A 20,001-nucleotide genomic window follows, 5' to 3' on the forward strand; every position below is an offset into this window, starting at 1 on the left:
TTGGTGACCGGAGCGCCCTGTGTGCGGAGGGCCCTCCGCCTCGAACCGTGGCGGGATCGCAGGATTGGTTGGATCGGTGGCGATTCCCCTGTGCGTGCGGGGGATCCGGCTTGCGGACGGGGCGGATCCGGTTCGGAGTGACCGGGGCTCGGCTGTCTGCGCCGGAGTGCCGTCGAAGCGCTCCATCGGCGTGGCCGGCGGGGCCGCGGGGGCTCGGAATCCGCGCTTTGGGGCCTGGTCTGCCTTGGGTGGCCCCTGGGTGCGGCTGCGACGGTTCGATCTCGCGGGTTTCGGGCTCGGATCGGGCGCTTTTCGGCGGTCGGGTTTCGTGCTCACGGGCCATGGGGGCTCGATTTGGCGTATTCGGGCGCGGGTCGGGCTGGTGACGGGCGGATTTGCTGCGCCTGGGCGGGGGCTGCGGGAAGGCCCGGTTCGGGGTTCGGAGTCGGTCGCTCTTGGGCGTCTCGTGTGTGCTCTCCGGCACGCCGCGCGCCACGCGCCCGACATGCCAACCGCTCCGGAGCGCGTTTGCGCACGTCAACCGGCCTGTGGTGGCGTTGTGGTGGTGAGGGCGAGAAGGGATTCCACGCTTGGGCGGGGGCGGGGTGCGTTTTTGCCGGCCGGCGCCGTCCCGGGGGTGGGCGGACGGATCGATTGTGGGTCGGTTTCGGTGAGTTGGCAGGACGTGGGGAGGCGGATCACGTCCACGGACGGACGTTGCCACGCCGAAAGTGCGAAATCCGTTCGGCGGAAGCTCGGGTCGGCGAGTATTTCCCGATTACCGCACCTGTGGAGGCGGTCGTCGAGCAGTGGCGGGAAGCCGCCGGGAGGGGCCTTGGGCCTTGCGCCACAAGGGGAAACTGCCCCTCGGTGGGTCAACGTCGGGACCGGACAGGAGGATTTGCCGAGTGTTTCGCGGATCCCCGCGTGGGTCCCCGTCGTTGATCCAAGGGGGTGTTTCGGGCGCTTCTTTGGTGTGGTTCGAAATGCCCCCCGTGTGACGGAGAGTTACAGTCATGGAAATGGGTACTGGCGCAACGGCGTTCGACCCGATCGGTCGGATGGTCCGGCCGGTCGAAAGCGATCGGTACCCCCGCACCGAGAAGGGCATCTCATGAACAAGGCACAACTCGTCGAAGCCATCGCCGACAAGCTCGGCGGTCGGGCTGCGGCCGAGGAAGCGGTCGACGCGGTCCTGGACACCATCATTCGCTCGGTCGTCGCCGGGGACCGGGTCTCGGTCACCGGCTTCGGCTCGTTCGAGAAGGTCGAGCGCGCCGCCCGGTACGCTCGTAACCCCCAGACGGGCGAACGGGTTCGGGTCAAGAAGACCTCCGTGCCGCGCTTCCGCCCGGGCCAGGGCTTCAAGGACCTCACCGGCGGCACCAAGAAGCTGACCCGTGGCGAGACCGCGATCAAGAAGGCTTCGCCGGGTACCGTGACCGGCGGTACCACCGTCGCCGGCAAGAAGGCCGCAGCGAAGAAGACGACCGCGAAGAAGGCCACCGCCAAGAAGGCCGCCGCGAAGAAGGCGACCACGCGGGCCACCACGGCGGCGAAGACCGCTGCTCCGGCCCGCAAGGCCGCGGCGAAGAAGGCCACCGCGAAGACCACCGCGGCGAAGAAGACCACCGCCGCCAAGTCGACGGCGGCCAAGAAGACCACCGCGAAGAAGACCACCGCGAAGGCGACCCCGGCCAAGACGACCACCGCCAAGAAGGCCGCCGCCAAGACGCCCACCACACGCAGCGCCCCCGGTCGCAAGACGGCCGCCAAGCGCACGACGAGCGCTCGCACCGCCAAGCGCGCCTGAGGACCACCCGGTCGGATGCGATGGTCGGACCGCCCGCGCGGGGCGGTCCGACCGGGGTGCCGGATCGGAACGCGCCGAGGTTCCGATGGAGCGTTCCGACGGCGGACCGACCGGCACTCGGGTCGTGCCGCCGGTCGTCCCGCCGGCCGGCGAGAATCACCGGATCACGCCGCCGCGGACGGGTTCGGCGCGGCCCGGGCCGGCCTTGTGCCCCGGGCTCGGGCCCTGCGTCCAGGGGCCACGCCCCGCTTCCTGCGCCTGGGCCCGCCCGACGGCCCTGCTCCGCGCCCTGACCCACCCCGTCCACGGACCTGCCCCGCGCCGCCCCGCCTACGACGCCCCTCGGCCCGCCGGCGCCGCCGCTTTCAGGCCCTGCCCCGCGCCGCCGCGCCCGCCCCGACGCCGCTCACCCCCCGTTCAACTCGCCGACGATCGAAGCCGGGCTGTGTCCGCTCCCGTCGGATTGCCGATGGAAGTCCACCGCGACGAAGTTCGGGTTCCGCCCCGCCGCCGGTTCGCACTGCTGTGCGATGCGGTTGCGGAGCTTGGTCCCGTTGTCCAGGGCGGCGGTCCCGATCGTCGGCACATTGCGGAAGTGGCTCATCGCGAACAACCGGCGGAAACCGGGTTCGGTCCGGTTCAGCGGGACGTCGGACCACCGGCTCGTGCAGGCCAGGTCGTTGCCCAGGTCACCCAGGCTCCAGTAGTTCTGCACGGTCCAGTCCTTGTCGTACATCACGCCCAGGCCCTCCTTGCCGGGCTTGTCGGAGAAGAGCAGCAGGCGCTTGTCGGCGGTGACCATGTCCGCCACCCTGGGCCAGCCGTTGTTCCGCACGCCGGCGGTGTCCGGCCGAAACAGCAGGTCCGGCAGCCCGCGCACCTGTTCCAGGGAGCGACGGAGCCGGTCGGTGTCGACGTAGTCCTCCAGGAACACGGTCACCACCTCCAGCGGATTCGCGTTCAGGAAGTCGACCACGGTCTGCATCGCCCCGGCGAAGCTCTGCCGGGGCAGCGCGTAGGTCACCCCCGCGAACGCCTTGCAGTCCCCGTGACACAGGTACACGTCGCTCGGGTAGCAATCGCTGCCGAAACTGATGATGCACAGGCCGGTGCTGTGCTCGTACCAGTGCGTGTCGAGCATCAGCCCGCGTACGCCCCGGTCCAACTGCCCGCGGATGGACTCGGACTGGTTGACCGAGGACCATCGCGAGTCCTCGTAGTTGGTGAACGAGTTGTGCGTGGTCAGCGAAGTGACCTGATCGAGGCGGTCGTTGCCCCAACGTTGCTCCGCGGCGGTGAGGGGTGCCGCGGTGGCGGTGCCGGAGACGGTCGAGGGGACGAGGGCGGCCAGGAGCGCGAATACCATGACCAGGAGCCCGGGGCCGGGCCGGCCGATGAAGCGCAACCTGCTGCGGGATCGGGGGCGTTCCCCGAATCCTGGGGTGGCGGCCGGTATGCCGCTGGAAGAGTCCATGGCAGGGGAACGTACTCGGAACCGGTCGCGTTGTGACCCCCGTCGACCGGGTGAGCCGGGATCACGCCACCAGGAGCGCCTGATCCCACCCGGCCGTTGCCCGCCCCTCGGCGTACGCGTCCAGGGCGAGTGCGACGCCCGCCGCACCCTCCAGGAAGGCCGGTACGTCCACGCCCTGCGGGACGCGCGTCATCGTCGAGCGGAAGCCGAAGCGGTACTCGTCGTGATACTGGGCCAGCACCAGCGCGGCCAACTCGTCCCGGACGGCGGGCAGTCGGGCGTCGTCCAGGTGTTCGCCCAGCAGGCCGAGCAGGTGCAGCAGGCCGCCCCAGCCGTGACACAGCGCCGGATCGTCGATGCCCCAGTCCGCGATCGGCGTGTCGAGCAGGTCGGTGAGCGAACGGCGGGTGAGCTCGTGCCAGTCGGGTCGGTCGAGGGCGAGCGCCGCCAACTGGACCGCACGGGAGACCCCGGGGGCGCCGTAGCACCAGGACGGGCGCTGCGCCGGGGCGTCCGGGTCCGGTGCGGTCGCCCACTGCTCCAGCGTCCGAAAGGCCGGCCACCACAGGGCGTCGCCGGTGGGGACGGCGCACTCGGCGAGCAGCGCCACCAGTTGTTCGAGCGCGGCGCGTTGTCCCGGTACCCGCACGTCCGCCCGCCAGGCCAGCGCGAGCAGCGCCAGCGGCCCGGCGATGCCGTGCGACAGGCCCAGGTTGAGATGGCCGGTGGGCATCTCCACCTCCTGGCCCAGCTTGGGCGCGGCCAGGGTCCACCAGCGCGGCACCCGGCGACCCCGATGCAGGATCTCCCCCTCGGACAGGCCGACCAGGTAGGACAGCACCATCCGCAACTCGTCGCCGGCGGCGTCGCGTGCCAGCAGGTAGCGGCCGACCCCGCTGAGCCCTCGGACGGTCTCGAACTCGCCGTTCGTGCTCAGCGGCGCGTTGGTGCGCGGGCGTGGCAGCGCCGCCCGGACCACCCGGCGCTGGTGCTCGTCCATACGGGCCAGGGCGTTCACATACCCGCCGGTCGCGCGGTGGGCGACCAGCGTGGCGAACGCGACCGAGCCCGGCCCGGTGAAGATGCCGGCCGCCGGAAAACGCTCCCCCGCCAGTACCTCCATCGCCTTGCCCAGGTGGGCGTGTGCCCGGGCGGCGTGCTCGGGTCCGCGCGGGGTGCTGCCGCTGAAGGCCAGCGAGACGCCCGGGAATCCGCTGGACAGCGACAGGTCCACCCACAGCGGTTGATCGTCGCCGTCCCAGGACATCTCGGCCAGGACGTCGGTATCGGCGGCGACCGCCGCCGGATCGGCGAGCCGCTCCAACACCCGCGCCACCATCGCACGCGCCTGGTCGGCGAAGCGGGGTTCGGCGGGTGCGCCGACCGTGGTCGTCGTACCCTCCCGCGCCGGCTCAGTCATTCCGCTCGTCCCTCTCCTGATCGTTCGCGGCCTCGGCGGCAACGGGTTCGGCGGTAACAGGGTCGCCGGTCGCGGTCTTCGCGCCCGTGCGATCGGCGCCCGAGCCCGCTGCCCCGGACCGTCCCGGCGCGTGCGCGAGCCGGCCCAGATGGTCACTCGCGATTCCGCGCAGGATGGCGTAGCCGCGCTGTTCGCTCGCTCGGTCGATGCCGATCAGTCGGTTGTGCTGCATGTGCAACAACCCGAGTACGGCGTTCTCGTGCGCGGCGCCGGCCGGCCGGCGGCCCGCGTCGGAGAGCACGGTCGCGCCGTACGCACGACCGTACTCCGGCCGCGTCCACAACCGGGCCAGCGCCGGGACGCCCAGCCGCTCGCCGACCGCCGCGGCGGTGTGGCCGGGCCGGATCAGGTCCCGGACCAGCGCCCGATGTCGGCGGAACGCGCTCTGGTCCGGGTCCTTGACGAACGCGTACTCCACCCACGAGGGCCAGTCCCAGTCGCCCAGGCTCTCCAGGAGCAGTGCGTGGTTGACCGCGATCAGCACCTCGTCCGGCACCGCGAGCGCACCGCGTGCGCGCAGGCCCAGTTGGGCGATCGCGGACCTGCTGTCCAGGGTGAACAGGCGCTCCGCGGCCGCCGGCCCGTTCGGCCCGCCGTAGCGTTGGGTCTCCGGCTCGTACACGTCCAGCGCCATCGTGCGGATCGCGCCCGCCCCGCGCATTGCCCGTACGTGCCTGGCCAATTCGGGCAGCACCCGGTTGCGCAGCGAGGCCGGGTCGCCGTGCAGGCGGATCCTGATGTGCGGGTCCGGGTCCAGGTATCGGATGAAGAACCAGCGGTCGACGTGCTCGCCGACGTCGGCGAGCAGCGCGGGCAGGTGCACCCGGAGCAGTTCGTCGTGGGTGTCCGGCGTCGCGTACAGCTTCGCGAACAACCAGTCCTCGCCCGGCAGATGGTAGCCGGTGGCGGGCCCGGCGGCGGGTTCGGGCGCGACCGGGGCGGTCGTGGGCAGCGCCCGGGCGGCGGCGCGGCGGGTCAGCGGGACGACCACTTCGGTGCTGTGCCCGTCCGCCCAGCCGAAGCCGCGGCCGTCCTCGCTCGGATCCTCCAGCAGCGCGACCCGGCCCCGGCGCACCTCGTGGCGCAGCAGCGTGCGGTGCCAGGGCGTGGCCAGATCCAGGCCGTACACCCGGTCCCAGTGCACCACCTGCACCCGGTCCGGCACGCCGTAGCGGTCGCTCCACTCGCGCAGCGCGCGGTCGAACTCGGGCGGGTCCTCGGCCCCCGCGTACATCGCACGGTCCGGGGTCCAGCGTTTGGGTGCGACGACGACCCGGCCGAAGGTCACCCTCGGCAGCAGCGGCAGTGCCTCCAGGCCGGTCCAGTCCCATCCGGTCCAGGTCCGGGACCGGCCGAAGACGATGTCCACCATCAGTCGGACCACCTTGGGCGCCTCGCGATCGAGGGCCAGCATGTGCGGCACCACGGGCATCACCCGCTGTCCGGTCCGGGGCAGGATCAGCTTCAGACCGGCCGGGTCCACACCCACGAGCAGCTCGCGCCAGTCCAGGCTGTGCGGGTCGCGCCGATCGGTGTACACCCCGACCGGGATCTCGTGGGACAGCAGGCGAGGTACCTGGATCATGTTCAGCGCGCGGGCGGTGTGCGGCCGGAACGAGATCTGCGCGGGCACCGCGTCGACGTCCGCCGCAGCCGCCACCAGCTTGGCCAACGTGTCGCCGCTGTCCGTGAGTTCGGCGAAGCGTCCGGCCATCGAGCCGGCCACCCAGGAGCCCGCGTGCGCGGTGCCGACCAGCTTGAAGCGGCCCTGGTCCAGTGCGGCGGCGTCGGATGCGAGGAGTTGGAAGCACAGGTCGAGCGAGTTCGGCGGTGCGGCGGCTTCGCCGCCCTCGGACTGCGCGGTGCCGGCGAGCAGTTCGATCAGGTCCGGGGTCAGCCGCAGTTCGCGGTCCTCGCGCAACAGCGCCTCCTGGACCAACTCGGCGATCAGCACCCGCCGGTCGCGGCCGGGTCGGTAACCGGTGGTGGGCTGTTCGCCCGGCGCCAGGCGTTCGCCGTAGCCGGTCGGGAAGCCCAGGCCGCGATGCGGGTCCACGAGTTCGGCCAGCGGGACGGTTCGGGTGGTGCCATACCGCTCGATGAACCGATTTCGGTAGTCGCGCATGTGTTCGTGGGTGACCCACGCGTCGGACAGCGTCCACATCGCGTCGGCGTAGGCGCTTGCCTCCTCGCCCACGGCCCGGGGCAGGGTCAGTTCGGCGTCCATCCGCAGATCCACCTGGACCGGCGGCCGGACGGCGTCCGCGCGCGGATCGACCAGGGCCATCAACCGGTGCCAGGACTCGGTGCCCTCGCCGGGCCGGGCCTTCTCGTATTCGCGCACCGCGGCCCGCGTCGCCCGGACTTCGGCGGCCACGGCGGGCAGTTCCTCGACCGCGGCCTCGATGCGATCGAGCAGTGCCTCGTCGAGCCGGTGCGGGGTGATCGAGCTGAGCAGGAAGCCGTGTTGCAGCAGTTGCGCCACCGACGCGTCGAGCCGGTCGCGGGGTGCGCCGGGGAATGCCTCGGCGGCTCGATCGAGCAGGGTCCGGTACGGGACGGGGTGCGGTGCGGCCGCGCGGATGTGTGCGACCAGTGGGCTGTGCCGCACCGAGATCTCCCGCTCGGGCCCGGACAGCACGAGCCGGTCGCCGCGTACCCGACACAGGTCGTTGAGCACCACGTCGACGCGTCGGCGGACCTCGGGCGCGGCGAGCCAGGCCCGCACCCGCTCGTCCAGTCGGCCGGCGTCCAGGCGGACCGCCTTGGTGCCGGGGCCGTGCACCCGCGCTCGTGCGGATGTTCCCAGGTGGGCGGTGGTCACGCCGGCGAACAGGCCGAACGGGGTGGGCCGGCCGCCCATCCGCAGCGCGTACCGGGTCACCGACAGCGCGGTGCCGGTCAGCCGCTTCGGCCCGAGGTCCGCGCCCGCGTCGAGCCGGTCCAGGGCGGCGGACAGGCTGCCGCTGGCAACCCGTACCGCCTCGCGAAGCAGCGGGTCGGCGATGATCCGGCGCAGCCCCTCGGCGGTGTGCGCGTCGGCCGTGTCCGGGACCGGTGCGGCGCGCGCGGGGCCCGGGTCCGTCCCGCCGCGCGGCACGCTCGCCATCCGCACGAAGACGGGGCCGGCCGGTTCGTATTGGTTGTCTCGCGCGTCGTCGCGTCCCGTGTAGGGACCGTCGACGTGCCCAGGATTCCGCTCGGAGTGTCGCACCGTGTTCCGCACCGACCCCATGCCCGTGTGACCGGCTCTCGCCGAAGGATGACACCCGGGGGCGGGCGCCACCGCCCACCCCCGGAATTGCAGGTCAGGCGCAGCAGAGCGGGCAGCGCGACTGCACGCCGTACGTGCTCGGCGAGGTCCAGCCGCCGCCGGCCGCACCGAAGTCGGCGGCTTCGAGCTCGCCTTCCGCGATACGGACGTCGAGGTCGAAGTCGGCGAAGTCGCGCGTCTCGGTGGTTTCTTCGAGCAGAATCTTGTCGTTCATGACAACTCCCGCGATATCGGTCGCAGCGCTTTGGTGGGTGCCGCGAATCCAGGAGACCTGTTTGATCTCGGAGAGGACGCTAAGCGTTGAATAGGCGGCCGAACAAGAACGATTACCAGCCATCCGCGCCGGCCGGAAATCTCCCTGTGGAAAACGCAATCAGGCTCCTACCCTGCAAGGATGCCGAGCGGGTGCGGGCTCGTCCGGCGTCTTCACAAGGGGGTTGCCCTGCGATGCGATGAGGCGGTCCGGTGAATCCCGGTTAACCGATTCCGTTGGCATCTTCTGCATCGTGAACATTCCGCGCGGCAATTTTTCGGCGAGTATCTATCGTCTTCGCAATCTATTCGAATGCGCCGCCGGGTCCATTCGAAAAGGATCTTCCGCAGCCGAACTTCGCACCCGCGCTTCGGCACCGAACGTCGCGGCCGTGATCTCCGGATCGATCCGGCACCGTTCATGCGGGGTGTCCGGTCCGGAACCGCCGGATCACCAGCCGTGGTGTGGGGGGTCGTTCATCGGTGCGCCGTCGCCGACCGGTGGCAGGTCGCCGCGCTCCACCGGTGTGTTCGCGGTGCTCGGTCCCGGGCGGGGCGTGAGCGTGCCGGGAGCCGGGGCGGGGACCTCGGCCGGGCGGGCGTCCCGCAGCGCCGCGTGCAGGGTGACCCGGTCGACCTCGTTCGGGTCGGCCCACACCCACACGACCAGGCCGTCGCCAGCGCGGGCGTAGGTGTGCTCGGCCGGCGTGCTGCGGTACCAAGCGTCGCCGTCGGCCACGCATGTCTCGCCGGCCGGCGGATTCGGCGGGCAGGCCGCGGAGTTCGGGTCGCCCGCGTCCACGCCGAGGTGAATCTGCCCGCCCTGCGCCGATACGTAGACCGACTGGAAGCCGGTGTCCCCGTAGACCGCGACCGACTGCGGCGCGAGCACGTAGCCGGGCACGTCGACGACGTGCACGAATCGGGGTTCGACCGCCGCGGGCGGTGTACCGGCGAGGGTGGGGCGATCCGCCACCGGGCTCCGACCGGCCTCGGTGTTCCCGCACCCGACCAGTAACAGCGCCGCGAACAGTGCGACCCCTGCGGTGAATCCCCCACGAGTGTCCATGCGGCGCACCCTAACCGAGGGCCCGGACGGTGCCGAGGTCGCCGCGGGTCGGGCGGCGGGATCAGGCCAGGGTCACCGTCACCGGGAGTTCCTTGATGCCGTTGACGAAGTTGGACCGGACTCGGCGGACCTCGCCCGCGAGCCGGATGTCGGCGATCCGGGGCAGCAGTTCCTCGAACATGATCCGCATCTCCAGGCGGTTTGGCCATGAACGTGGCCAACCTGCCCTCCAGGCACGCCAGTTCCTTGATCGCGGCCTTGAACCGGAAGGCCCGGTCGGCCGCGCCCAGCGCGTCGGAGTGGTCGAGGTTGATCTCGAACCGGCCAAAACAGTACTCGTGGTTGCCGGTGGTGGCGCCGATGCCCAGCGAGCCGAGGTTGCGCAGGGTGCGCAGCAGGTGCCCGTCCGGGTCGCCGCGGCGACCGGCCACCCGGCCCAGGCCCTGCGCGACGTAGGCGTAGAAGGCGCCGGCGCCGGTGATGCGCCGGCTCATCGCGGCGTAGCCGACGCTGAACACCGCCGGCAGGGCGGCCGGTACGAGGTAGAGCGCGGGGATGCCGGAGGTGCCGGTGACCGCGAGGCGCTGCGGGATGCCGCCGGCGGCGACGGTCAGTGGGGCGGAGGCCGCCACCACGAAGAAGACGATGTGTGCGACGCCGAGCGAGCCGCGCGAGGGGGCGGCCGCGTGGGCGGTGGGGCTGTTCGTCGACGCTTGTCCGATTGTCTTGCCCGGCGCCTCCGAGGGGCGGAAGCCCATTCGTTTGGACCCGTACGGTTTGCGGGTGCCGCTGATCGTACGGATGCAAACAGGTCGCCACAAGGACTAGATTTCGGGATGCGGAAGGCGTATCGGGGCACCACCCGGACGCGGACGACGAGGAAGGGCGGAGCACGTGGTCAAGCGGTCCATCACCGAAACGGAGAAGGCCGTCCAGGCACGACTGGGCGACATCCCGCTGCGGCGAGAGCAGATGGCCGCGGTGTCGAACATCTACCGCGCCGCCGCCGCGGTGCGTCAGCACCTGGAGAACTCGGTGCTGCGCGACGCCGAACTCACCTGGACCGCGTTCACCGTGCTGTGGGAGGTGTGGATCTGGGGCGAGAGCGAGACCCGGCGCGTCGCCGAGGAGGCGGGCATCTCCAAGGGCACGCTCACCGGCGTGGCCCGCACCCTGGAATCGCGCGGCCTGCTCACCCGCGCCACACACGCCACCGACGGCCGGCTCGTCCTGCTTTCGCTGACCCCCGCCGGCGAGGAACTGATGGCCGACGTCTTCCCGGCCTTCAACGCCGAGGAGGCATTCGTCACCGACGACCTCGGCGCCGACGAATGCCTCACCCTCGCCGACTCGCTACGCCGCATCGTCGCCCGCCTCGAAGCCAAGGGCGAGGAACGCCGCCAGGATCTCCTGGCCGGCAACACCCCCAAGCCCCGACGAGGCGGCCGCCGCGCGAAGGGCTGACGCCACGGGCACGGCGCGCCGGGTGCGGGCTGGTCGGCGGGGACGGGGTGTCGGTGTCGGTGGTGGGCTGCTTCGGTGAGGGCGGTGAAGAGGGAGCGTTGGGTGGGGTCGGTGTGGTGGCGCCGGGTGGGCGGGCGATCGCCCCGGCCGCGACGTACCGCCGGGAACTGGTCGCCTGACCTGTGCCCGGCGGCGACTCAGGTACCGGTGAGCGGCTCGACCTCCGTCCCCGGCCCGGGCTGCTCGCGCGGCTCGACCGCCGGGCCCGACGCGGCCGCCTCCGGGCCGGTCCAGCGGATCCGCGTGGCGCAGACCGACACCAGCATCGCGGAGACGGCCACCGCGCCCATGCCCCACACCAGGCTGCTGCCGCTCGCGATGAAGCCGATCAGGGCCGGACCGGCGAGCAGACCGGTCGTGCCCATGGCGGCGACCAGGGCCAGCGCGTCCGAACCCGACCGGGCCGCCGCCACATACACGCACGGCGTCACCGCGGCGACGCCCAACCCGACACACGCGAAGCCGATCAGCGCCGGCACCACACCACCAGCCGCCAGCGCGACCGCCAGCCCGGTCCCGGCCAGCGCGCCGCCGACCCGAACGATCCGGCCGTCGCCCCAACGGCTGCGCCACCCGTCGGCGAAGACGCGGGCCAACACCATCATCACCGAGACCACCGCGATGCCCAGCGGCGCCACCTCCGCGCTCGCGTCCGCGACATCCTTCATGTACAGCGCGGACCAGTCGTTCATCGCGCCTTCGGTCACCGTGCCGAAGGCCATCGCACCGCCCATCCAGAGGGTGATCCGGGACGGCAGCGTCAACCCGCGCCGGTCCGACCGCGACGACTGCTCGGCCTCGGCGGATTCGGCCGCCGCCCGATCGGCGGTCAGCAACCCCGGTCGGGCGTAGGCCAGGAGCAACAACAGCAGCGCCGCGGCGACCGCGAAGTGCGTGGCCAGGTTCGAGGTCAGCGCGTTCATCCCGGATGCGAGCAGGGCCGCGCACAGCGAACCGGCGCTGAACGTCGCATGCAGTTGTGACATCGCGGTGCGCCCGTACTCGACCTCGAGCGCGGCGCCCTGCGCGTTCATCGCCACGTTGAGACAGCCGACGGCGACCCCGTCGCAGCAGATGATCACCAGCGCGACCGGATAGTTCGGCGCCATGGCCAACGCGAGCAGGAGCAGGCCCAGCACCAGGGCCGAGGACAGCGCCAGCAGGCGTGAGCCCAGCCGCCTGGTCAGTACCGCGACGAGCGGAAAGGAGGCCGCCGCGCCCGCGCCGCAGGCCATCAGCAACAGGCCGACCTCGGCCTCGCTCAGGTCCAGTTCGGCCTTGATCGCGGGCAACCGCGATGCCCAGGTGGCGTACTGCAGCCCGAGAAAACAGAACAGTGCTGCGATCGCCACCTGTGCTCGGCGGAAGTCATCGCGAACGCGAAACATGTGTATCGGCCTACTTCGTCTTCCGGGGATGATCCGTAGACCGGACCATCGGCTGGCTTCGCCTTCTCGCATCGCGGTCCTCGTGCACCGGTTCGGACCGGTACAGCGCTTCCGACATGCGCAGCGCTTCGGACATGCGCAGCGCTTTGGACATGTACACCGCGCTCGCGCCGTAGCTCGGCGCGAGCGCCACCTCGGGCACGGCGTCGAACGCGTTCGCGGACCAGAAGCCCTCGCTGCCGCCGACGGCGATCAGCGAGACGCGTTCGTACTTCTTCGCCCGGGCCGTCGTGGTCAGCCGGTGCAGGAGTTCACGGGCCAATCCGTTGCCCCGCACGTGCTCGGCGACGACGAGGTCGTGCAGGTGCAGATTGCGCGAGTGGTGGACCACGTCCTCCGCCCGGGACAGGTCCGGGTAGCGGAACATCGGGTAGGGCAGGGCCAGTACGTAACCGGCGGGTCGCTTCTCGAAGTCCAGCACGAAGCACGTGCCGGGCGAGGACCGGGCCCGGGACTCCAACGCGTGCCGCTCCTCGGACAGCGCGCCGGCGGAATGGGCGGCTGCCTCCAGTGCGACGATGGCATCCCAGTCGCCCTCGGTGATGTGCCGGATGCGCACGTCGCGTCCCATCTACACCACACCTTCCGGAAGTACGTCGATGGCGGACGATGGACTCCGCTGCCGAGCGTGGTTGCCGTCGTCGTGGTCGCCGCCGATGCAGGTGTACGGAAGCGGAGCGAATCCGTTGAACCCCCGGGTCGTGTAGCTGGTGACGTAGGCGCCGCAGGAGACGATCCAGACCGGGTCCCCCGAGGCGACCGACCCGGGCACCGGCACCGGGTCCTCCTCGTGCGGATAGGCGTCGTCGCTGTCGCAGGTCGGGCCGGCGACGACGGCCGGCACGCACTGTGCGTCCTCGTGGGTGGGAAAGACCAGCCCATACCGGAGTTCGTCCATCTCGTACAGGCCGTTGAACTTGCCGCAGCTCAGGTACAGCCAGAACTGGCGTTCGCCGTCGAGCTGTTGCCTGGCGGACAGGCGGGAGACCCGGGCCCGGATCGCGCCGTTGTCGGCGACGAACCAGCGGCCCGGCTCCATCAGGAAGTCCAGGGGCGACGCCGAGACTTCGCGGAGCCGTTGGATCCCCTCGCGGATCACCACGAAGATCTTGTCCAGCGGCGGATCCAATCGCCGGCCGCGCCGATCCAGGTAGCCGAGGGCGGGCAGGCCGCCGCCGAGATTGACGTGGTCCGGCGCGATCCCGCGCCGGTTCAGCGCCGCGAGCACGTCCGCGAGCTTGTCGAAGGCGTCCTGCCATGCCTCGGCGGTCATCTGTTGCGAGCCGACGTGAACCGACAGGCCCGCGGGAGTCAGACCCAGGGCCCGGGCCTCCGCCAGGACGAGGATCGCGTCCGTGCCCGAGCAGCCGAATTTGCGGCTCAGGCCCCACAGGGCCCCCTCGCCGCCGGTGGCCAGTCGGCAGAAGACCCGGGAACCGGGAGCGTGGGCGGCGACGGCCCGCACGTCCTCCAGGCTGTCGGTGGCGAAATCCCGGATCCCGAGCCTATATGCGTCCCGGATGTTCCGGTCCGACTTGATGGTGTTGCCGTAGTGGATGTGCTCGATCGGTACGCCGGTGGCGATGGCCTGCTCGATCTCGTGCGGACTCGCCGCGTCGAAACCGGCGCCCTTGCGGGCCAGGCAGGAAAGCACCTCGTCGACGGGGCATGCCTTCATCGCGAATCTGACCGAGACGTCGGGCAACTCCGCGAGCAGCGAGTCGTATCGCTCCTCGATGCCGGTCAGATCGAAGACGATGCGGTCCTCGGTGGAAGCCGCCAGGGCGGCGCGCAGGTGTGCGTTCATGTGCATGATTGGGTCCGGGCCCCACTATCGGTGCGGTTCGTGGACGCTCGTGGCCTTGCCGGCGTGGATCAGTGCCTCCCACGCCTCGATCAGCAGCGTGAAGTCTTCGATATCCGACCGGGCCTCGTCGAGCAGGCGCGGGCCACGGGCGGCCAGCGTGTCGGCGAAGGCGGCGTAACGGCCGCCCAGGCTGCGATAGGAGCGGTCGAGGCTGCGCAGCCGGTGCACGTTCTCGGCACGATCCGACCCGGCGGCGGCCCGGGCGAGTTCGGCGACGGCGGCGGGCCGGAGGCGTTGTTCGGCGTCGAGCAGCGCACCGGCGGCCGTCGCCATCTCGGCGTAGATGGCATTGAAGTAGAGCATCGACAGGAAGAACTTGGTCAGCCGCAGCTGGTAGGCGACGAAGCCCGAGTCGGTGCGGCGCTCCTCGGTGTAGAAGTTCACGATGTTGCGGTTGTGCAGTACACCCGGCAACTCGGCGTCGTGGATCAGGTGCATGAGGAAGTAGTCGCTGCCGATGGTGTCGGTCGCCGGCGGCAGCGGTACCCGCTCGTACACCTCGTGACGGAAGGCGATGTTGCACATGTCCAGCCGCATCGGATCGACGATGGTCAGGGTCGAGTGGTCCCGGACGAAGGGGTCGGTGCCCGCTCCGGTGAAGGATTCCTCGACCAGCCGTCGCTTTTGTTGCTCGGACCATTCGGGTGGGGCCCACAGGCTGACGATGTCGAAATAGGTCTCGGGGTCCAGGCGTTGGATCTCGCCGATGTCCACCGACAGTTCGCCGACGAAGGAACTGCCGGCCAGCACCACGGGCCTGTCGGCGTGGGCCGGATCCAGGACGGTTTCGCTCACACCGGACGCCGCGTCGCGAGCCCGCTTTCCGAGCGACGTCAGCTCGTGGTGGATGGGAAAGACCGGTTCCCCGTTCAGCGTCTGATAGTTGCTGTCCGAATCCCGGCGGTGGATCGACGCACACCCGAGCGCGGCGGCGATCAGGAAGGCGCGATTGGTGCAGGCGCCGTAGGAGACGGCGGCGGGCAGCATCAGGTCGAGGAACAGGTCCGGAGTGTCGACGCCCGCCCGGTCGACGACCCTGCGTAGGAAGTTCCGCTGTGTGGCTTCGTCGAGATGGTGCACGATCACGTTCGGCGAGGCGGGCGTCGCGTCGACGACCTTGGCATGGATCGTGAACGCGGACTCCTCGCAGGAGTCGAGAATCAGCAGGTGCACCTCGACGTCGAAGTGCGTTGCCGCGTACTCGGCTTCCTCGGCGATGGCGGATATCGTGGCGGCGCAGGCCCGGTTCGTGGGCAGGGTCAGGCAGATTTTGTGCATGCCGGCTCTCCGGTGAACTGGTCGGTGTCCAGCCCGCGCCACGATTCGAGCCCCAGGAGCTTCCTGCCGAGGTCGTTCAGCGTGGCGGTGCCGTACCTGAGCGATTCGTGCCTGGTGGCGTCGCCGACGAGGGTCTTGTTCCAATCCGGTGTGCTCAGGTGACGCCAGGACTCGATCCGGGATCGCCGTTGCTCGTGGTGGGATTCCAAGGCGGGCATCATGGACAGGTACTGGACCGCCCGGACGCCGTCCGCGGAGGTGTTGCGGGCCACCCCGTGGGCGAGCAGCCCGTTCCAGATCAGCAGGTCGCCGGCCGCGAGTTCCGGTCGGATCACCGGGAATTCGCCGCGGTCGGCGGCGGGCCGGATCGGATCCCGATCCGCGGGTTGGCCGGCCTTCCACTCGCCGAACCGGCGGAACAGCTCGGGCGAGCACTGGAATCCGCCGTGATCCGGCTGCGTGGCATCGAGCGCGATGATGCCCTGGACCCGTTGCGGCGGCACCTCGAGGGTGGTGTCGACGTCCCAGTGCAGCTCGATGTCGAACCCCTTGTCCGTGGGCGCGATGTGTGCGCGATCACGGTCCCGGATGTTGGGCGGGTTCAGGTTGAGGCGGTCCAGGGTCACCCACAACTCTTCGCAGTCCCACACGTCGACGAACGCGTCGTAGACGCGACGTGTCTGGCGACTGTCCCAGATGAGCTGATGGTGGTATGCCTCGACGAAGCCGTAGATGTGCAGTTCCCGGTCCAGATCGGAGCGGAACTCCCGATCGTCGGAGTACCAACCCTGCGGATGTCGTGGATCGAGTCCTTGGAAGTCCCAGGCGAATTCCAGCAGGCGAGCGGCTGCGGCGGCCGGGATGGCCTCCTTCACCACGACGTACCCGTACGTCTGCCAGAAGTCGAAGTCCTGCTCGGACAACACGCGAAGGGGCCGGGACTTCCGGAGATCACGCAGCGGCGTCGGGGCCAGGTACGTTTCGCCGTCCGCGCTGAAGTAGGGAATATCGGAGGCTGCTCTATACGGATAGGCGTCGGGCGTCGCCATGTGATTACTCCAAGGCTCGAATTTTTCCGTGGCTGATCGCACATCGACCGCACCGGGGCGGTTGATCGATCGGGTGTGGGGGAGTGTCGGGTACGGGCGCACCGGGGCCGGCCGTAGCCGGTCCGGCGGCGTGCCGAAATGGCCTATCCGACACCGCGGTTCACGTGTGACGGGTGGGCGTGGTGGACATGGGGGAGGGCCGGGGGCGTGTCCGGCGGGCTCGTGCGTGCCGCGGACCGATCAGGGGCAGCCGTCGACGCGACCTCCTCGCAGCACCCACGCCGCGCCCAGGCGCGGTCGCGCCGATTGTGGACAATGGCGTTGCGTGAGGCCGACCGCTGCGGAAGTTCGTTCGTACAACGGTGGATGGTCGCCCACAGACGCAGGCAGTCGCCGACTGCGGTATCAGGGTTCGGCAGTACCAGGGTTCGGTGATGAACCCTCCGCCGACTCCGACTCCGAGTCCGCCGACCCGCGATACGCCTTTTCGAAGGGACGAGCCGGCTTTACGACAGGCGGTCTCGGCAAGGGAGCGCGCTACCGCGCCCGGCCGTTCGCACCGTGGAGGTTCTGGTTCTCCGTGATGACAGAGCCGGGATTGCTACCTCCTTGTACTCGGTGCGCGCACGGGTCGTGGAACGCCCGTGGCGCACGCGCGGCGCCGACCGGCCGGTCCGCCTGGTCGGCCGACGGCCATGCCGGAGCACCGCTCCGATCCCCGTTCCACTAGGTTGGTCTAGACCAACTTTCAGTGTCAACCCCCGCGTTGATCCTTTTTGCAACCGCTCGCGGGCGCGCGGTGACGCATGCGGATGTGGCGTCAGGGTGCGCGAGGCAGCGGCACGGGAAGCGGGAGAATAGCCCAACTGTGCTTGCGAGTAAGGGAGTTCGGCCTCAAGTCCGAGTGAACACGACGAGTCGTCCGGCGCGGCTGCGGCTGCGGCGGGCGGTCGGCGGCGAGTGTCTCGACGACGGGCTCGCCGAAGGCGCTCGGCCGCGCCGGCGCCGGGTGCGGCTCAGATCTTGGCCACGTCCGCCAGGAAGGCGTCCACCAGAGCGTCGGCCCGCTCCCGGGCACCCGTCTCCGTCCGGCGCAACGCCGCGACCTCCAGGCCGAGTTCGCGGGCCTCGGCATCGCCGCCGCCGGCGAGCCAGGCGGCCACGATCCCCGGGGTGACCTCGGGATGGAACTGCACGCCGAGCGAACGACCCACGACATACGCTTGCGGGCCGGCCGCGGACCGGGCTGTCTCACGCCCACCCGGCGGAACCGTGAAGCGGTCGAAGTGCCACTGGTACCAGGGGCCGGGCGAGATCAGGGCCGGCTCGTCCGACTCGATCGTGTGCCACCCCAACTCGAACCTCGGTGCCCGCTCCACGCGCCCGCCCAGCGCCGCCGCGAGCGCCTGTGCGCCGAAGCAGATCCCCAGGACGGGTACGTCCGCCCGGACCGCCTCGGCCAGCAGCGCGAGTTCCTCGCCGATCCAGGTGCCTATCGTCGCGGTGTCGTAGACCGACCACGGCGCCCCGAGTGACACGACCAGGTCGAAGTCGGTGGGGCGCGGGAAGGCGACGCGTACATCGGGAGAGTGGAAGCGCTGCTCGGGGACGACCGTCACCTCGTGCGACACGAAACCGCGTTCGGCCAGACGCGCGCCGACATACCCGGCGTGCGACTGGTGGTCGTGGCGGATGATCAAGGCGCGCAACGAAGCCTCCGAGACTGATTTGGTCCCAAACAATAAGCCGGCCCGACGCGGATGACAAGGTCGCGGCGTCGAGTGTGGGGTCGCGCCCGCCGGTCTCGTCGTTCGGAGTCGAAGAATCGGCCGGGGGCTTGTGGAGGCCGAGGTCGATCCATATCGTTTGGCCTCAAATAATATCGGGTGCCGACTCCCGGTGTGTAGCCGCTACGCAAGGAGACCCGTATGCCGGTCTGCGCCGATCTCGTCCTGATCAACGGCCGCGTACTCACCGTGGACGCCGCGTTCACCGTCGCCGAGGCGCTCGCGGTCCGCGCCGGTCGGATCGTCGCGGTCGGCTCGGACGCCGAAATCCGGCCGCTGATCGGACCCGGGATCGAAGTGGTCGATCTGGCCGGGCGTACCGCGCTGCCCGGCAGCAACGACTCGCACCCGCACGCGTGCGCCTTCGGCGCGACCCGCCCGCCGCTCGCCGTCGACGACACCCCGATTGGCGCCGCGGTGTGTCCGCGATGATGCCGCGCGAATCCAAGGCCACCGGCCGGGCCGGCGGCCCCGAGCAGTGCGTCGACTTGGCCACGGCGGTGCGCGCGTACACGGTTCGAGGCCCGGGCCCGGGCCACCGAGACCGAGGGGATGGCCGCCCGGATCCCTGGAACGGCCCGACCGGGTCACTTCGGCCCTGGCCGACTTCCTGCCGAAATCCTAGGCGGAGGTTCGAAACGGCAAGAGTGTCGGCCGCCACGCGGCGATCACGTGTCGAACAGGGCGCTGACGCTTTCGCCGTTGTGGATGCGGCGGACGGCCTCGGCGAGGGCGGGGGCGATGGACAGGACGCGCAGTTTGTCGGTGTGTTCCCCGGCGGGGATCGGGACCGTGTTGGTGCAGACGATCTCCAGCACGTCGGGCTGGTCGGACAGGCGCTTGAGGGCACCGGCGGCGAACAGGCCGTGCGTGCACGCGACGCGGATCGAACGGGCGCCCAACTCGCGGAGTCGGTCGAGCAGTTCCAGGACCGTGCTGCCCTTGGCGATCTCGTCGTCCAAGACGATCACGTCCCGGCCGGCGACCTCGCCGATCACCGCGCTGATCGCCACCCGGTCGTCGGCGAAGCGCTGCTTGGCGCCCGCGGCGACCTGGGCGCCGAGCATTCGGGCGAAGGCGGCGGCCTCCTTGGCGTTGCCCAGGTCGGGCGAGACCACGGTGGTGTCGGACAGGTCGTAGCGCCGGAAATGCTCGGCCAACTCGCGCAGCGCGTGCAGGTGGTCGACCGGGACGGAGAAGAATCCGTGCACCTGCGGCGAGTGCAGCGTCATCGCCAGCACCCGGCTCGCGCCGGAGGCGACCATGAGGTCGGCGACCAATCGGCCGCCGATGGAGATGCGCGGCGCGTCCTTCTTGTCCGAGCGGGCGTAGGCGTAGTGCGGCATCACCACCGTGATCCGGCCCGCCGAGGCGCCGCGTGCGGCGTCGCACATCAGCAACAACTCGACCAGGTTCTCCTGGACCGGTGCGACCAGCGGCTGGATCAGGAACACGTCGTGCTCGCGGCAGTTGGCCTGAAGTTGCACCTCCAGGCAGTCGTTCGCGAATCTGTTCACCCGGGTCGGACTGAGCGGGACACCCAGGTGCGCACAGACCTGGGCGGCCAATTCGGGATGTGCGCTACCGCTGAACACGGCGATCTCTCGCACGAACGCTCCTTGCTCTCTAGAGTCGCAGTCGTGGGCCCGTCGCCACATGCTATGGGCCGGCGCCCCGGACGCCGAA

The 20,001-nt window shown here is 70.6% G+C and carries 15 protein-coding genes and 2 pseudogenes; 3 read left to right on the forward strand and 14 right to left on the reverse strand.

Going from position 1 to position 20,001, the window contains the following annotated elements; genetic code table 11:
- The first annotated feature begins 1,114 nt into the window (after window positions 1-1,114).
- Complete coding sequence (locus A3IC_RS0150000; RefSeq protein WP_020557574.1) at window positions 1,115-1,813, forward strand: HU family DNA-binding protein; 699 nt, start codon at window positions 1,115-1,117, stop codon at window positions 1,811-1,813.
- A 406-nt stretch (window positions 1,814-2,219) separates the two neighbouring features.
- Here A3IC_RS0150000 and A3IC_RS61210 read toward each other — a convergent pair whose 3' ends face one another.
- The 7 genes and pseudogenes from A3IC_RS61210 to A3IC_RS72235 all read right to left on the reverse strand — a co-directional run.
- On the reverse strand, window positions 2,220-3,287 hold the full coding sequence (locus A3IC_RS61210) for a PI-PLC domain-containing protein (RefSeq protein WP_158696435.1): 1,068 nt from the start codon (window positions 3,285-3,287) through the stop codon (window positions 2,220-2,222).
- 61 nt (window positions 3,288-3,348) lie between these two features.
- Entirely contained in the window at window positions 3,349-4,707 is a 1,359-nt protein-coding gene (locus tag A3IC_RS0150010) for a lanthionine synthetase C family protein (protein WP_020557575.1), read from the reverse strand.
- Entirely contained in the window at window positions 4,700-7,981 is a 3,282-nt protein-coding gene (locus A3IC_RS0150015) for a lantibiotic dehydratase (RefSeq protein WP_245599994.1), read from the reverse strand. Before A3IC_RS0150015 ends, A3IC_RS0150010 begins: the two co-directional genes overlap by 8 nt.
- A gap of 94 nt (window positions 7,982-8,075) precedes the next feature.
- A complete protein-coding gene (locus A3IC_RS72230) occupies window positions 8,076-8,414 on the reverse strand; it encodes a hypothetical protein (protein WP_245599995.1) in 339 nt (112 codons plus the stop codon).
- 330 nt (window positions 8,415-8,744) lie between these two features.
- Window positions 8,745-9,362, reverse strand: coding sequence for a hypothetical protein (locus tag A3IC_RS68170; protein WP_020557578.1), 618 nt, complete (start codon window positions 9,360-9,362; stop codon window positions 8,745-8,747).
- A 61-nt stretch (window positions 9,363-9,423) separates the two neighbouring features.
- A pseudogene (locus tag A3IC_RS68175) lies at window positions 9,424-9,561 on the reverse strand (cytochrome P450); the annotation flags it as partial.
- Window positions 9,548-9,790: pseudogene (locus A3IC_RS72235) on the reverse strand (glutamine synthetase family protein); the annotation flags it as partial. The pseudogenes A3IC_RS68175 and A3IC_RS72235, both read right to left, overlap by 14 nt.
- A gap of 466 nt (window positions 9,791-10,256) precedes the next feature.
- On the opposite strand from A3IC_RS72235, the gene A3IC_RS0150040 reads away from it, so the two are divergent.
- Window positions 10,257-10,826 (forward strand): MarR family winged helix-turn-helix transcriptional regulator, encoded by a 570-nt coding sequence (locus A3IC_RS0150040; RefSeq protein WP_020557581.1) that lies wholly within the window; start codon window positions 10,257-10,259, stop codon window positions 10,824-10,826.
- A 197-nt stretch (window positions 10,827-11,023) separates the two neighbouring features.
- Here the strand turns inward: A3IC_RS0150040 and A3IC_RS0150050 are convergent, their stop codons facing one another.
- The 6 genes from A3IC_RS0150050 to A3IC_RS0150075 all read right to left on the reverse strand — a co-directional run bounded on the left by A3IC_RS0150050 (window position 11,024) and on the right by A3IC_RS0150075 (window position 18,237).
- A complete protein-coding gene (locus A3IC_RS0150050; RefSeq protein ID WP_020557583.1) occupies window positions 11,024-12,274 on the reverse strand; it encodes an MFS transporter in 1,251 nt (416 codons plus the stop codon).
- Between the two features lie 10 nt (window positions 12,275-12,284).
- Entirely contained in the window at window positions 12,285-12,905 is a 621-nt protein-coding gene (locus A3IC_RS0150055) for a GNAT family N-acetyltransferase (RefSeq protein WP_020557584.1), read from the reverse strand.
- Window positions 12,906-14,147, reverse strand: a complete 1,242-nt coding sequence (locus A3IC_RS0150060) for a type III PLP-dependent enzyme (RefSeq protein ID WP_020557585.1) — start codon at window positions 14,145-14,147, stop codon at window positions 12,906-12,908.
- A gap of 18 nt (window positions 14,148-14,165) precedes the next feature.
- Window positions 14,166-15,479, reverse strand: coding sequence for a DUF6271 family protein (locus A3IC_RS0150065; RefSeq protein WP_020557586.1), 1,314 nt, complete (start codon window positions 15,477-15,479; stop codon window positions 14,166-14,168).
- A complete protein-coding gene (locus A3IC_RS0150070; protein WP_026219676.1) occupies window positions 15,461-16,528 on the reverse strand; it encodes a phytanoyl-CoA dioxygenase family protein in 1,068 nt (355 codons plus the stop codon). Before A3IC_RS0150070 ends, A3IC_RS0150065 begins: the two co-directional genes overlap by 19 nt.
- Before the next feature lie 1,016 nt (window positions 16,529-17,544).
- Entirely contained in the window at window positions 17,545-18,237 is a 693-nt protein-coding gene (locus tag A3IC_RS0150075; protein WP_026219677.1) for a type 1 glutamine amidotransferase, read from the reverse strand.
- A 219-nt stretch (window positions 18,238-18,456) separates the two neighbouring features.
- On the opposite strand from A3IC_RS0150075, the gene A3IC_RS0150080 reads away from it, so the two are divergent.
- Window positions 18,457-18,747, forward strand: a complete 291-nt coding sequence (locus A3IC_RS0150080) for a hypothetical protein (RefSeq protein ID WP_020557589.1) — start codon at window positions 18,457-18,459, stop codon at window positions 18,745-18,747.
- 236 nt (window positions 18,748-18,983) lie between these two features.
- On the opposite strand, the gene A3IC_RS0150085 is transcribed toward A3IC_RS0150080, so the two are convergent.
- Complete coding sequence (locus A3IC_RS0150085; RefSeq protein ID WP_020557590.1) at window positions 18,984-19,925, reverse strand: ribose-phosphate diphosphokinase; 942 nt, start codon at window positions 19,923-19,925, stop codon at window positions 18,984-18,986.
- Window positions 19,926-20,001: the final 76 nt, after the last annotated feature.

The sequence above is a fragment of the Embleya scabrispora DSM 41855 genome (assembly GCF_000372745.1).
Classification (GTDB): domain Bacteria; phylum Actinomycetota; class Actinomycetes; order Streptomycetales; family Streptomycetaceae; genus Embleya; species Embleya scabrispora.

Excerpts from the sequence above, each read along its gene's own strand:
- A3IC_RS68170 (WP_020557578.1), bottom strand. The coding sequence starts at position 9,362 with ATGGACACTCGTGGGGGATTCACCGCAGGGGTCGCACTGTTCGCGGCG.
- A3IC_RS0150065 (WP_020557586.1), bottom strand. The coding sequence starts at position 15,479 with ATGCACAAAATCTGCCTGACCCTGCCCACGAACCGGGCCTGCGCCGCC.
- A3IC_RS61210 (WP_158696435.1), bottom strand. The coding sequence starts at position 3,287 with ATGGACTCTTCCAGCGGCATACCGGCCGCCACCCCAGGATTCGGGGAA.
- A3IC_RS0150070 (WP_026219676.1), bottom strand. The coding sequence starts at position 16,528 with ATGGCGACGCCCGACGCCTATCCGTATAGAGCAGCCTCCGATATTCCC.
- A3IC_RS0150060 (WP_020557585.1), bottom strand. The coding sequence starts at position 14,147 with ATGCACATGAACGCACACCTGCGCGCCGCCCTGGCGGCTTCCACCGAG.
- A3IC_RS0150080 (WP_020557589.1), top strand. The coding sequence starts at position 18,457 with ATGCCGGTCTGCGCCGATCTCGTCCTGATCAACGGCCGCGTACTCACC.
- A3IC_RS0150010 (WP_020557575.1), bottom strand. The coding sequence starts at position 4,707 with ATGACTGAGCCGGCGCGGGAGGGTACGACGACCACGGTCGGCGCACCC.
- A3IC_RS0150000 (WP_020557574.1), top strand. The coding sequence starts at position 1,115 with ATGAACAAGGCACAACTCGTCGAAGCCATCGCCGACAAGCTCGGCGGT.
- A3IC_RS0150055 (WP_020557584.1), bottom strand. The coding sequence starts at position 12,905 with ATGGGACGCGACGTGCGCATCCGGCACATCACCGAGGGCGACTGGGAT.
- A3IC_RS0150050 (WP_020557583.1), bottom strand. The coding sequence starts at position 12,274 with ATGTTTCGCGTTCGCGATGACTTCCGCCGAGCACAGGTGGCGATCGCA.